Below are 13,222 nucleotides of genomic sequence, written 5' to 3' on the forward strand. Positions count from 1 at the left end.
TAAGCGGTATTTTGCTTAACAAATGGATAATAAATGATTTTTAAATTTGGATTTTATTGTGTTGAACAGTAAAACCGAGCTAAGGGTTGGGAAGGAAATTTAAGTCAATACCCAAGCCCTTTATGCCACAAGACGGGCTAAAGCTTAACTGTTGGATATGTAGTTGACGTAGCATTTCTGTAAATTTGATGCAAAGATATTTATTTTCAGTGAATTGCAAATTATTTTTTCGATTGATCAGCTCTTCATCCTGATAAGTGCATTTTTAATCTGCCTCCTATGCCTTAAAATATGAACAATGGCATGCTCTAGCATCTGTTCTACATCGTATTGTTGCCCCCACCTTGTGTTGATCTTTTTTGATTGATCGAACTCTTCCATGGTGATGTCGGGATTTCTGGCGAAAAAGTCCTCGTTATATTTGAGCGCTTCCCGGAGCCTTGAAATATAGGCTGCCACCTGATCAAATTGCAATCGTTCCGGCCTGGTAGTTTCTAATCCGATGGAGTTTTCGATATAAACGGCATAACTGAACATTGAGGCAGTTACATGCGTTAAAATAGTTTGGATGGAAATACAATCTGTATTTGAACTTTCTGGCTCAATGGTTTTCAGTAGTTGCTGTTGGCTGATTAGTTCAATTACTTCAATCAGCTCATCAACTGCTTTTTTATATTCATCCATTAGTGCAGCAATTGCACCGGTAAGGTTATTGGCTTCCATCGTTAAACAAATATAATTGTTTGCAGTGAGTTGATTTAGTAAATAACTCCCTTTAATTCCCGTCATTTGGAGCGGAGAGCAAAGCAGCGGGGAACGAGATGACGACTTTTCTATCCAAATCTGTTTTGAGAAATTTAGCTTAACATCTTTCCTGCAAAGTATGCGCTGATCCCAATATTAAAATCAGGGCGGTTAACGCCACGACTAAAGTTTTACAATAAATCTTTAATAATTTTCTCGATTGATAAACCTTCAGCTTCCGCACGATAGTTACGCACAATACGGTGACGTAAAATAGGCTCTGCTACAGCTTTCACATCTTCAATATCAGGAGAATATTTTCCGGTTACTGCGGCATGGCATTTTGCGCCTAATACTAAAAACTGTGAAGCACGCGGACCTGCACCCCAGCTAATGTATTTATTAACGGCATCGGTAGCAAACTCACTGTTTGGACGGGTTTTAGCAGCCAGCTTAACAGCATATTCCAAAACGTTATCGGTAATGGGAATATCGCGGATCAGTTTCTGGAAATATTGTATATCATCTGCATGGATAACTTTCTGCAGTTGGGTGGTTTTATTACTGGTGGTGTTTTTTACGATGTTCAACTCATCTGCAAAGGCAGGATAATTTAATTGAATGTTGAACATGAAACGATCTAATTGGGCTTCAGGCAGGGGATAAGTTCCTTCTTGTTCAATAGGGTTTTGTGTGGCCAAAACGAAAAATGGTTTTGGTAGAATATGGGTCTGTCCAGCTGCGGTAACCGATTTCTCCTGCATGGCTTCTAACAAAGCTGCCTGGGTTTTCGGTGGTGTACGGTTAATCTCATCAGCAAGGATAATATTGGAAAAAACAGGCCCTTTTATAAATTTAAAGTGCCTGTCTTCTCCTAAAATCTCTGCGCCAATAATATCGCTTGGCATTAGATCGGGTGTAAACTGAATCCGGTTAAAATCGAGGTCTAAAACGGAAGCAACGGTTTGTACAAGTAAAGTTTTAGCCAAGCCTGGTACGCCAACCAACAAACAGTGTCCGTTGCTAAAAATGGCGATTAAAACAGATTTGATGATGTCATCTTGTCCAACTACTACTTTGCTTATTTCGGCTTTTATATTGTTGAAAGATTGATGAAGTGCATCAACAGCTTCTACTTCGTTCTTATACTGCATTGGTATTATTTTGCGGCTGTGGTTTTAGTCCAGATTTTTAATTCATCACAGGTATTAAATTCATCGTCGATTTTAATGTAGGTGCTCTCGCGACGTTTTTCAAACCATTCGCTTAAAGTACGATTAATTTTATCACTTTGTGCGGCATCTCTGATTTTTGGGAAATCTTGAGCTAAGTTTGCTTTGTGTGGTGGAATTTTAGATTTTAAATACAAAATACGGTACCCTTGTTTTCCATCAGCTGCAGTAAATAAATCAGGTTTGGAAATGCCACCAATTTTCATAGTATCGATTACCAAAAATACCGATGGATCTAATTTATCAACAGGAATAAAAGTACTTCTGGCCTGAACATTTTCAGCATTAAGCATCATACCGCCATTGTATTTACTCTCTTTATTGTCTGAATAAAGGTTTGCCGCAGCAGCGAAACTTAATTTTTTACCGATAATGTTATTGTAAATACTATCTGCATGTAATTTTAAGCGTGTTAAACTTTCTGGTGTGGTTTTAGGTGTAATTAAAATATGTCTAACGTGTACCTGCTCACCTCTACGCTCTAAAACCTGTAAAAAGTGGAAACCGTAATCTGTTTCGAATACTGGCGAAATTTCTCCGGCTTTTAATTTAAACGCCCAGGCTGTAAATTCTTTAACCATGGTATTCCTGTCGATAAAACCATAATCACCCCCATCTGAAGCAGAACCTGGATCTTCAGAATAGGTTTTAGCTAAAACGCCCATATCTTCGCCACTTTTAACCCTTAATCGAAGGGCTTCAATTTTATCGCGGAATTTCTGTTTTTCCGCTCTGGTTAACTGTGGATTTAAAATTACTTCACCAACCTCAACCTCGGTATTAAATTCTGGAATACTATCGCCTAAAGATTTGAAATATTTTTCAACCTCCATTGGCGTAACGTTAATGTTTTCGGTAATTTTTTGCTGCATTTTCTGTGCAATCAATTCATCTTTTACTGATGGTCTGATTTCATCCTTGTACTGTAAAACCGATTTGTTCAGGAATTGCTCCAAACGCTCTTGCCCACCTGCACGTTGCATGCTGTAACGCATACGCTTATTTACTTCATCATCAACCGCACCATCCTCAACCATTACCGAATCGATCTCAGCCTGTTGTTTAAGTAACTTTTGGGTTAAGGTTTGTTGTAATATCTTACATTTAATATCATTGTTCGGTTGGTTTCCCTGATAAAGATATTGAGTGTATTGTTGGTTTAAATCTGACAGTAGGATAATATTATTTCCTACAACAGCAGCAACTTTATCTACCGTGTGCTTTTGAGCGAAACTGTTTAAAAACAGGCAAATTAAAGCGGTTGCTACTAAAAAAACTTTCTTCATTCTATTTATTATATTTTGCAAATTTAATACTTATGGTAAAAAGATCAGGTCGGTTATAATTTGGCAAGCTTTTTCAACTCGTTTTCATTAATTTTGATCTGATATTTTTGTTTCAGGCTTTTTAGCCATTTTTCTTCTAAACTAAGTTGGTAATCAGCAATTACCTCTCCTCTAACTTCGTTTATAGGTTTATTATAATTTTGTTGGTTTTTGATGTAAAATTCATTTATCGCCTGCTCGTCTTCCTGTGCCCTGTTCCATATTTTTTGTTCCGAAACATTAAACATTAAAACACCTTCGCGGTATTCATTCAACAAGAAATCATGATCTTTGCTACTGACTCCAGCTTTTTTATGTGTGGCCAATGCATCCTCATAAGTTTTAACTTCTTCCTGGTAACCAGCGTTTTTATCCAATCCCATTTCGCGGGCATCTAAAACCTTAAGCTTAAAATTTATATACAAGTTTAAATAAGCCTGTAAAGTATCATACGCAGCACTAACGTTTCCATTATGGCTTTTTTTGTATGCCCACATAAATTCTTTAGCACTTATTGATTTACCATTTACCACAGCCACGTTTTGTGCAAACGAAATGCTATAAATAAAGCTAAAAACAAATAGGCAGTAAGCTTTCTTCACGCAGAACACTCTATAAATTTTAAGGGATAAAAGTAACAATTAGCGACGCTATTATAAGATATTTAACTAATTTTAACAGAAATTATTATCCGACAAAAATACAAATGGAAAACCAGGTTACCAACAATGCGAATGCTTTACGTTTATTTTTTACTGAAGAAGTTTTTTTGGTAAAGGATGAAAGCATAGAAATTCTGCCTTTACGTGACCCTGAGCCAGTTTTGGCTGTCGAAACGGTTTCTGTTAAGGCGGCAGAAGAAGCTGTTTTAAAGCCAGAAACGACGCAAATTCCTGGGATTAATCCTACAAATCCCCCTAAAGTTTATCCGCAAGGCCCTGAAATTCCGCATATTGTGGCCGAACCAGTGCCTGAAAAAACGTTTAAATTTTTAGGTGGAAATAAAAAATCAGTACTCATTTTAGTCAATGATTGTGAACATGATGTAAGTACCGAACAAGGCAGAGAACTGTTGCGGAAAATTGTTAAAGCTGTAGATTTAGGTACGCCCGATTTTGCCATTCTAAATTATTCGAATTATAAGGGAACAGATTTCGTAGAATTAAAACGGTTTTTTAAACCTGCCATTATGTTGTCTTTCGGAGTAGAGTTTGCCGACTTGCGGCTGAACCTTACCTGGCAGAATGAAATCATCGTCCACGAAACCACCAGAATTATCTTTGCTCCAAACCTCCATCATCTGGATAGTGATTTAATCGCTAAAAAGACACTTTGGGGGCATCTGCAGAAAATTAAATAAGTCGGTAACAAAGACACGGTTAATCTTTCAAACCCTACACCCTACACCCTACACCCTACACCCTACACCCTACACCCTACACCCTACACCCTACACCCTACACCATTTATCTTTTCCTAAAATGAAAAAACTTGTATTTGCTACCAATAACCAACATAAAACTGAAGAAATACGCGCTGCACTTGAAGGTAAATATGAAGTGCTAAATCTGGAAGATATTAGTTGTTTGGTTGATATTCCTGAAACTGCTGATACTTTTGAAGGCAATGCAACTTTAAAAAGCAGTTATGTGGTTGAACATTTTAATTTGGATTGTTTTGCCGACGATAGCGGTTTGGAGGTTGAAGCTTTAAATAACGAACCTGGCGTTTACTCTGCCCGATATTCTGGCAGCCGCGATAGCTCAGAAAATATTCAAATGGTTTTGGCCAGGCTTGAGGGGAATTCCAATAGAAAAGCAAGGTTTAAAACGGTGATCTCCTTAATGCAGGATGGTAAAAATCATATTTTTGAAGGTACAATAGCGGGTACCATCAGAACAATATTATCAGGTTCGAAGGGTTTCGGTTATGATCCCATTTTTCAGCCGGATGGTTACGATATTACTTTTGCTGAAATGGATATGGCTGAAAAGAATAAAATCAGCCACAGGGCTCTCGCACTAAAAAAGATGCTGGATTTTTTGAGGGGATAGAACTATAGACTTTACTGAATATTAAAATATGATGGGTCGTCCTTTCGACCGTAGTGGAGAAATCTTTGAAGTTTTCATTAAAAGATTTCTCCATTCCGCTGCGCTCCAGTCGAAATGACGATCATACTTATTACATTTTATCAACCACCTTTTTTACCTGAACAGAATCTTTTTTCACCTGAACTGAGTCCTTTTTTTGTAGGATAGGTTTAATGCCAAAGTTGGTTGTGTCAGCTGGTTTAACCTGAAGCGATTTCTTATCTACATTTAAGCTGTCTTTTCCCAAAGTGCTTTTTGGTTTAACAACAGGTGTCGTTGTTGATGGTTTAACTGCCGGGCTTGCCGCTTTCGCACCTCCTGCAGTTTTACCCATAACCGTTTTGGCCTTTGCTTTGGGCTTGGGTTTTCCTGATGAGCCTATCGCATCTTTCTTTGATTTCGGACGTTCAGTGGGTTTCCATGAAAACCCTTTTAATACATGATCCTTTGCAATCGTATTTTCGGGATTCAAAGCCCCTTCTATCCCCTTGATATAAACAATTTCCTCAATGGCATTTTCCTTATCCTTAAAGATGAACTTTATCCTGCTGCTTAGGGTTTGGTTCATTTCTTTATAAACTTTTGTGCTATCATCCTGGGTATAATAAATGCTCTCCGCATTACCATCTACATACAGGTTTTTGAATTTTCCGTTGGAAAAGAAACCCGTCATCAACCTACCTTTTATTTGGTTAAACCTTAACGAATCTTTTGGTGTATTTACTAAAAATGCATTTCTAAATGCCTGTAAATTATTGAGTTTCTTATTCTTGAACTGTACAAATATGGTGTCGCCAACCTGCTGAGAACCTTCCGACCAGATGATCGGGTTGCTGTAGCAACGTAAAGTAGAATCGGCACTGGTGTAGAACAGACTATCGGTTTTGGCCTGTATGTTCGTTTTAAAAATCTTAACACCATGGTAAGCCTTAATAATACGCGTTTGAACTGTGTCGGCTGGGTTAAATTTGGCCGTATCTGTTTTTAATGCTCCGGCTTTTAAATTTCCAAGAACTTTTGTTAAGCTATCTTTGGCGCCAGATTTTGTTATCTTATTTTGAAGGCTATCGACTTTCGTTTTTGAAATTTCCTTCATAATTGGAGAAGCCTTGCCGGTAATCTTTTTTTGCAAACTATCGATTTTGGTTTTCGATACATTCTTTGTAATCGAATTGGTTTTGTTTACTAGTTTTTCAAGACTATCTGTTTTGAGTTTAGGCAGGTTTTTGATAATAGAATCGGCTTTTCCCTTTAAAAGGTTACTTTTTTGCAAACTATCTGGATTAAGCTTGGGAAGTCCTTTGCTAAGTGAGTCTACTTTCGATTTTAAACTATCGACGTTTTTATCCTTCAGGTTAAGCAGGTCCTCTGCTTCGGCATCGCCTTTGTTCTTCTTCTTTTTGTCAGCCTTGCTATTTCTGGCATTACGTTTATTTTTGTCTTCTTTTTGGGTTGATTCAGCTTCTGGTTTAAATTTTGGCTCACCTTTTCCTTTCTTTTCGCCGGTATCTTCATCGTCTTCGCCAACCTGATTATCGGCTTTGATTGAAATTTTAGGGATTAACTTTAAGGTTTTTTGCAGTACCATTTGCGTTTCCAGTGTATCTGCACCCATCCATAAACTATCAGGCCTTTTTTTATTCTTCACCATGATCGAATCTTCAGTGCCTATTCCCAGGTAGGCATTTCGTGTTACCAATGTGCGTTGATCCAGTTTGTAGTAATAGCCTAAATCACCGAACATTTTCATCTTATCTTTCGTATCAGAGAAAACAATGTTTTTAACCGCTTTACCAACACCTTTCTTACCATAATAGTACAAACTATCTCCTTTTAACGATCTGGTACCCTGTGTATATAGATTTTTCTTTCCGAAAAAAGCATCCTCAGTCATCGTATTATACTGACCATTTTCGGTGTAAAGATTATCGTCTTTTCCCTTGATGTTGGTTGGGCCATAAAAGTAGGTCCATTTATCCTGGGTATTATAGCTCATCGTATCCGATTTTATGACCGATTGAGGCGTAACGACTACCACATCGTATTTAAAGTAGGCTACGTTTCTTTCACTAAAATAATAGCCGTTTTTACTCGTTAACGTTACTTCTTTGTTTACAATTTTGCCGCCACTGGTATAGGTTCCTATTTTGGTGAGGGTATTGTAATCTAAAATATTAGTGGTTAGAGTTGAGGTTAGATCCCTCATTACTACATTTCCGGTTAAATGCGCCTGCTTTTTATTTCCATCGTATTCAAGCTGATCGGAATAGATATCTGTATTTTCTTGATGGATATGAACGCTTCTGTAAGCCTCGAAATAGTTTCTTTCGCTATAAAAAATAGCGCTATCGCAAGTTAAGGTCGCATTGTCTTGTTGGAAAACCGGATTCCGTAAATAGCTGACCTTATTTTTAACATCCCCGGTTATTTTAGAAAACGAAACGATTTTAATCTTCGAAGCAGGTTGCTGGCCGAATAAAAATACTGGACTGATTAGAAAGAGTAAAAAGACAAATAGTTTTTGCACACTACAAAGTTAGTTTTTTGTTCCGAACGTTCGGAATACCAGTTAAAATTAAATATTTTTGAAGGATGTTACCCCTAAGCCAATTTCAGGATTTTATTGAACAGCAAAAATTATTTGATCAGGGTAATCGTATTCTTTTGGCTGTAAGTGGGGGGAAGGATTCGGTATTAATGCTGCATTTGTTTAAAGCAATAGGCGTTGATGTTGGTGTGGCTCATTGTAATTTTAATTTACGGGCTAATGAAGCACAACGCGATGAAAGTTTTGTTGCATTATTGGCCAAAAATTTTGGATTACCTTTTTATGTAACGCATTTTGATACCAAAAAATATGCGGCCGAAAATAAAGTTTCTACCCAGATGGCCGCACGCGATCTGCGTTATAACTGGTTTGAAGAAATTAGGCGTACAGAAGGATACGATTACATCGCATTGGCACAACACCAGAACGATGCGGTAGAAACCGTACTCATCAACCTTACCCGTGGCACAGGCATAAGTGGATTGCACGGTATCTTACCTAAACGTGATTTACTGATCAGACCCTTGCTTTTTTTAAACCAGCAGCAAATTGATGAGTTGGTAAGGGTTAATAACTTAGATTTTGTAGAGGATAGTTCGAATGCAAGTACAAAATATGTCAGGAATAAAATCAGATTACAGGTAGTACCGCATTTGCAGGAAATCAACCCTAATCTCGAAAAAACATTTTCCGAAAATATTGCGCGCTTTGCGGAATTAGAGACTTTGTTAAATATTCAGGTTCAGAAACTTGCTGTTGAAATTCTAAATAAAAGAAATGATGGCATTTATATTTCCCTGGATGAAATTTCTAAATTAAACCCCCAAAAACTATTGCTTTACGAGTTGCTTAAACCTTTTAATTTTGATGAAAATGTAATACAGGAAATTCTAGACAGCTTAAAGGCTCTGAGTGGTACGCATTTTTTTAGCACTACACATCAGGCGATTATCGACAGAAACGACCTGGTTATTGTTGAAAAGAACACAACGGTTACCGCTAACCAATTTATCCATCCAACAACAGAAAGCATTGCTTTTGCCAATGATGAAGTTTTATTGACGTTTACTGAAGAGGTGAAATTCGAAGTGAATTTGAACAAAGCTTTTGTTAATGCTGATAAATTAATTTTTCCGTTAGTATTGAGAAATTGGCAAAATGGAGATAAATTTATTCCACTGGGTATGCGTAATCTTAAAAAAGTTAGTGATTATTTTATCGACGAGAAGGTTCCGCTACATTTAAAAAGTGTTACCCCGATTCTGGTTAACGGGAACGGTGAAATTGTTTGGATTGCAGGTATGCGTCAGGACAACCGATATAAATTAACTTCAGCAACAAAAAAAGTTGCTATATTCGAACTCAAAATTAAATAAGTGGAAAGCAAATACGCCTACATCGAAAAACAATACATCGGCCGTGATTATGTGCGCATTTTTATCAGGCTAATTATGGCTGCTTTCTGTTTTGCCGCCTATGTTTACGAGCGCGATCGTGACAATACCCAAGATCTTTTCCTTGTAGTAGGCTTCGGAATCATAGGTGTTTCAATGCTTTTGCTTTTCCTTATTCAGTATAAAATTGTGGTAGATAATGGTAGCATGATTCTGGATGGCCTTTGGACAACCAAGAGGGTTAAGATTGACCTAAATAGCATTGTTGATGTACGTAAAGCTACTTACAGCCGTTATTTTTTTAATAATCCGGTTTACAACCTGCATACAAAAGGTACGATTCGTTTTTATTCATCAGGTAAGGATGCAGTGGTTTTAACCGATAGGGATGGCTTAGAATATTTTATTGGTACCCAGAGGCCAAATGAACTCTTCCTTGTTTTAAAAGAAGAAATGCGCGGCCTTAAATAATTTAATTTTTCATTCTCCATCTACTCCATTTTCTATTACTGTTTCTGGTTTTAGCCCTGGCCTGGTAGCTATCTGATGAAGTCGCATTGCGAAGGGAAATTAATAATCGCATGTTATTACATTATTGCAATAAACCGACACGCATTATAGATTAAAATCGGCTACATTTGCGGTAACAACAATACATTTACGATGAAGATAGGAATTGTTTGCTACCCCACTTTTGGCGGTAGTGGAGTAGTTGCAACAGAACTTGGTAAAGCACTTGCTAACGAGGGACACCAGGTGCACTTTATTACTTATAGTCAGCCCGCGAGGCTCGATTTCTTTTCTTCCAATCTGTTTTATCACGAGGTATCAGTAAGGGATTATCCGCTTTTCGATTATGCTCCATACGAATCCGCGCTGGCCAGCAAACTGGTAGATGTTGTTCGATTTGAACAATTGGATGTGTTACACGTTCATTATGCCATTCCCCATGCATCAGCAGCCTTTATGGCAAAGCAGATTTTGGCGAGTTATGGCCTTCATATTCCGGTAGTAACCACTTTGCACGGTACCGATATTACTTTAGTGGGTAAAGATCCAACCTATAAACCTGTTGTTACTTTTTCTATCAACCAAAGCGATGGTGTAACTACGGTGTCAGAAGATTTGAAAGAAGATACCTATAACCATTTCGAGATTACAAAAGAAATTAAGGTAATACCAAATTTTATAGATTTTTCGCGATTCAGTTTACAGGCAAAAGGACACTTTAAAAAAGCGATTGCACCAAATAATGAACGCATTTTAATCCATACCAGTAATTTCAGAAAAGTGAAACGTACGGCTGATGTGATCAGGATTTTCGAAAAAGTACAAACAGTTATTCCATCAAAACTATTAATGGTAGGGGATGGACCTGAACGTGCTTACAATGAGCAGCTTTGCAGATCGTTGAATATTTGTGAAAATGTAAGGTTTTTAGGCAAGCAAGATGCCGTAGAAGAAATTCTATCGGTCTCAGATCTTTTCTTGATGCCTTCAGAATCTGAAAGTTTTGGTTTGGCCGCATTAGAAGCAATGGCTTGTAAAGTACCGGCAATTACCACAAATGCTGGCGGTTTACCCGAACTTAATATTGACGGCTTCTGTGGTTACATGAGCAATGTCGGTGATGTAGAATCGATGGCGGCCCATGCCATTGAAATTTTAAAAGATGATGAAACGCTTAACCGTTTTAAAGAAAATGCGTTTAAAAGAGCACAGGATTTTGACCTGAAAAAGATCCTGCCAATTTATGTTAGCTATTATAAGGAAGTAATCGAAAACTCTTTGCAAGCTAAATATTAACAATATAAGTCTTACGTTATCTTTTAACCACGACCAGTCCCAGTTTCGGAAGATAAAAAGGATGCATAGAAATGATAAATCCTTGTTTATCTGTATGCATCTGTGGTTAAAAAACTTAAGTATTTTATAGAGAATTCCCTGGTTGATGATTAGTGTCAGCAATATTAAACAAATTAAACTTTCTCAAAATCAAATGATTATAAATTGTATCTTTGCAGCTTGAAACGGTTTGGAAGGTAAAAAAACCTAAATCATTTCGACAAAAATAAAAAGAGGTTATCCCAAATGAAGAAAATAGTTGATTACAGAAAGCTTTTGAGTGTAGATAAAAATGCTGAATTAAAAGAGCTTAAATCTGTGTACCGTACATTGATGAAAGATTGTCACCCTGATAAATTTCAGCAGGAAGAAGAGAAATTAGATGCAGAAGCCAGAAGTAAAGAAATTATCGAAGCTTATCATTTTCTGGTAAGTATTGCGCCAGAAACTCGCGAACAGAATATCGAAACGTACACGCAAACTACAACATTGTCGAATATTCAGGATTTTGAATACAAACAACAGGTTTTAAATATCCAGTTTTTTGATGGAAGTGCTTACGAATATTTCGATGTGCCAAAAGCAATTTACGTGAAATTGGTTAACGCCGATTCTCCTGGTCGTTTTGCCCGTAGACATATTTTTAATGAATTCCCGTATCGTAATGTGGCCAGGGTTGCAGAACCAGTATAATAAACGATATTTATAATATTTAAGTGGTCCCAATGAAAATCGGGGCCATTTTTGTTTTACGATCTTTGATACTGAACTTGTTTATCTATCAAGGTATTAAGATCCTGAATCAAATTTGTTAATTATTCAAAATCAAGGTATTCAGACCATTGCAATTCTTTTGGTAGTAGTTGATTGCTAAATTCTAAATGGATTACCCTTCTTTTTTGATTGTTTGTGGTTCTGCTTGAACTGTGCAGAAGCAATGGTTTCATGATCATGATGCTTCCCCGCGATACATTACAGCTAACTTCTTTTTCGATGCTCCAGTCGATTGTTTCTGGACGGTAAATGCCTTTACTGTGCGAATTCGGAATTACTTTTAGCGCGCCATTCTCTTCATTGGTATCATCAAGGTGGATGCGGATGGTAAAGTTACTTTCAAGGATATTTAACGGTGGCTGTACGGCGAACTGATCATGTTTCCTAATGTAGGGTTCAAATCCTGGAATTTCTATTTTCTGGTCAACAGAAATAGTCAAATCCTGATGATAGGAAACAAACCAATTCGAAGTTTCGGGTTTGTCGAAATAGATTGATTTAACAAGGAAATAATCTCTCCCAAAAATTTCCCGTTTGATGGATTTTAGTTTTTTATTGAAAATTAGGTCTATAGCATCCGGAACTTCTTTTAAAAATCTGCGTATCGCAAAAAGATCGTCTGATTTCCTAAAGGACTCTTTTGTAGTATCTGCCCTGCTAATAGCCAACAAAATATCTTCAATTTCCTGATCGGTAAATACGCTATCAATCACGGAAAATCCTGATTCCTGAATTTCTCTTTCTTTAACCGTTACATCCATTACCTCAATTATTCAACATGGGTTTAAAGCGGTTATCTTTATTTCTTAAGTCTAATCCCCCTTCATAAACCGATTTTAGATTAATGAGGTAAAAACTCCAGCCATTGTGGCAACCCAACCGAATATTTCGCTTTGAATTGTCGTCTGCAGGAATGTTTTTTTGAGTCAATTCTACAATGGTATATTCAAATTTTTCATGGAGTTTGATTTCAACCAGGCAATCTCCTGCAAAAGTAAACTGAAAATAATCTGTGCCATTTGCCTCGGTTACCGTTCCGTTTTCGATATCATCATACAGGTACCAGATCCATTTATACCGATCGCCTTTAAGTGCATTCTGCGTTTTATTGAGCAGAACTTTATTCTCGTCAGTAAATAATGCATCACTTAAAAACCATTTTTCAATTTCGCTGGCCTTTGTCCAGGAATTGTAGATGTCTTCAAGTTTTGCTTTAACGGCGATCCTGATGGTGAATTTGGTCCAATCGAAGTTTTCCACTGGCTAA

General features: G+C 37.2%; 13 protein-coding genes. 6 read left to right on the top strand and 7 right to left on the bottom strand.

The features are described from left to right. Positions 1-237: 237 nt before the first annotated feature. From FFJ24_RS26270 to FFJ24_RS25475, 4 genes are all read right to left on the bottom strand, one after another. The gene (locus tag FFJ24_RS26270; protein ID WP_168202556.1) at positions 238-789 is read right to left on the bottom strand and encodes a DinB family protein; all 552 of its coding nucleotides are present in this window, start codon (positions 787-789) and stop codon (positions 238-240) included. Positions 790-935: 146 nt separating this feature from the next. Beyond that, on the bottom strand, positions 936-1,898 hold the full coding sequence (locus FFJ24_RS25465) for a MoxR family ATPase (protein ID WP_138819943.1): 963 nt from the start codon (positions 1,896-1,898) through the stop codon (positions 936-938). Between the two features lie 5 nt (positions 1,899-1,903). Further along, the gene (locus FFJ24_RS25470; protein ID WP_138819945.1) at positions 1,904-3,262 is read right to left on the bottom strand and encodes a peptidylprolyl isomerase; all 1,359 of its coding nucleotides are present in this window, start codon (positions 3,260-3,262) and stop codon (positions 1,904-1,906) included. A gap of 53 nt (positions 3,263-3,315) precedes the next feature. Beyond that, positions 3,316-3,903: a hypothetical protein gene (locus FFJ24_RS25475; RefSeq protein WP_246862700.1), complete on the bottom strand. Its 588-nt coding sequence runs from the start codon at positions 3,901-3,903 to the stop codon at positions 3,316-3,318. A 104-nt stretch (positions 3,904-4,007) separates the two neighbouring features. Between FFJ24_RS25475 and FFJ24_RS25480 the strand changes: the two genes are divergently transcribed. Both FFJ24_RS25480 and FFJ24_RS25485 read left to right on the top strand, forming a co-directional pair. Beyond that, positions 4,008-4,661, top strand: a complete 654-nt coding sequence (locus tag FFJ24_RS25480) for a hypothetical protein (RefSeq protein WP_138819949.1) — start codon at positions 4,008-4,010, stop codon at positions 4,659-4,661. A 121-nt stretch (positions 4,662-4,782) separates the two neighbouring features. Then, positions 4,783-5,355 (top strand): non-canonical purine NTP diphosphatase, encoded by a 573-nt coding sequence (locus FFJ24_RS25485; protein WP_138819951.1) that lies wholly within the window; start codon positions 4,783-4,785, stop codon positions 5,353-5,355. 130 nt (positions 5,356-5,485) lie between these two features. Here FFJ24_RS25485 and FFJ24_RS25490 read toward each other — a convergent pair whose 3' ends face one another. Continuing rightward, the gene (locus FFJ24_RS25490) at positions 5,486-7,921 is read right to left on the bottom strand and encodes an OstA-like protein (protein ID WP_138819953.1); all 2,436 of its coding nucleotides are present in this window, start codon (positions 7,919-7,921) and stop codon (positions 5,486-5,488) included. 65 nt (positions 7,922-7,986) lie between these two features. Here FFJ24_RS25490 and tilS point away from each other — a divergent pair, with 65 nt between their 5' ends. The 4 genes from tilS (at position 7,987) to FFJ24_RS25510 (ending at position 11,874) form a co-directional block, all read left to right on the top strand. Then, positions 7,987-9,318 carry a tRNA lysidine(34) synthetase TilS gene (gene tilS / locus FFJ24_RS25495; protein WP_138819955.1) on the top strand — a complete coding sequence of 444 codons (1,332 nt, stop codon included), beginning with the start codon at positions 7,987-7,989 and terminating at the stop codon, positions 9,316-9,318. Next, positions 9,319-9,807, top strand: coding sequence for a hypothetical protein (locus FFJ24_RS25500; protein ID WP_138819957.1), 489 nt, complete (start codon positions 9,319-9,321; stop codon positions 9,805-9,807). Between the two features lie 192 nt (positions 9,808-9,999). Then, a complete protein-coding gene (gene bshA / locus FFJ24_RS25505) occupies positions 10,000-11,142 on the top strand; it encodes an N-acetyl-alpha-D-glucosaminyl L-malate synthase BshA (RefSeq protein ID WP_138819959.1) in 1,143 nt (380 codons plus the stop codon). A 285-nt stretch (positions 11,143-11,427) separates the two neighbouring features. Continuing rightward, positions 11,428-11,874, top strand: a complete 447-nt coding sequence (locus FFJ24_RS25510; protein ID WP_138819961.1) for a KTSC domain-containing protein — start codon at positions 11,428-11,430, stop codon at positions 11,872-11,874. Positions 11,875-11,996: 122 nt separating this feature from the next. On the opposite strand, the gene FFJ24_RS25515 is transcribed toward FFJ24_RS25510, so the two are convergent. Next, entirely contained in the window at positions 11,997-12,716 is a 720-nt protein-coding gene (locus FFJ24_RS25515; protein WP_138819963.1) for a phytanoyl-CoA dioxygenase family protein, read from the bottom strand. 4 nt (positions 12,717-12,720) lie between these two features. Further along, positions 12,721-13,215, bottom strand: a complete 495-nt coding sequence (locus FFJ24_RS25520) for an SRPBCC domain-containing protein (RefSeq protein WP_138819965.1) — start codon at positions 13,213-13,215, stop codon at positions 12,721-12,723. Positions 13,216-13,222 lie beyond the last annotated feature (7 nt).

It is taken from the genome of Pedobacter sp. KBS0701, assembly GCF_005938645.2.
In the GTDB taxonomy this organism is placed as follows: domain Bacteria; phylum Bacteroidota; class Bacteroidia; order Sphingobacteriales; family Sphingobacteriaceae; genus Pedobacter.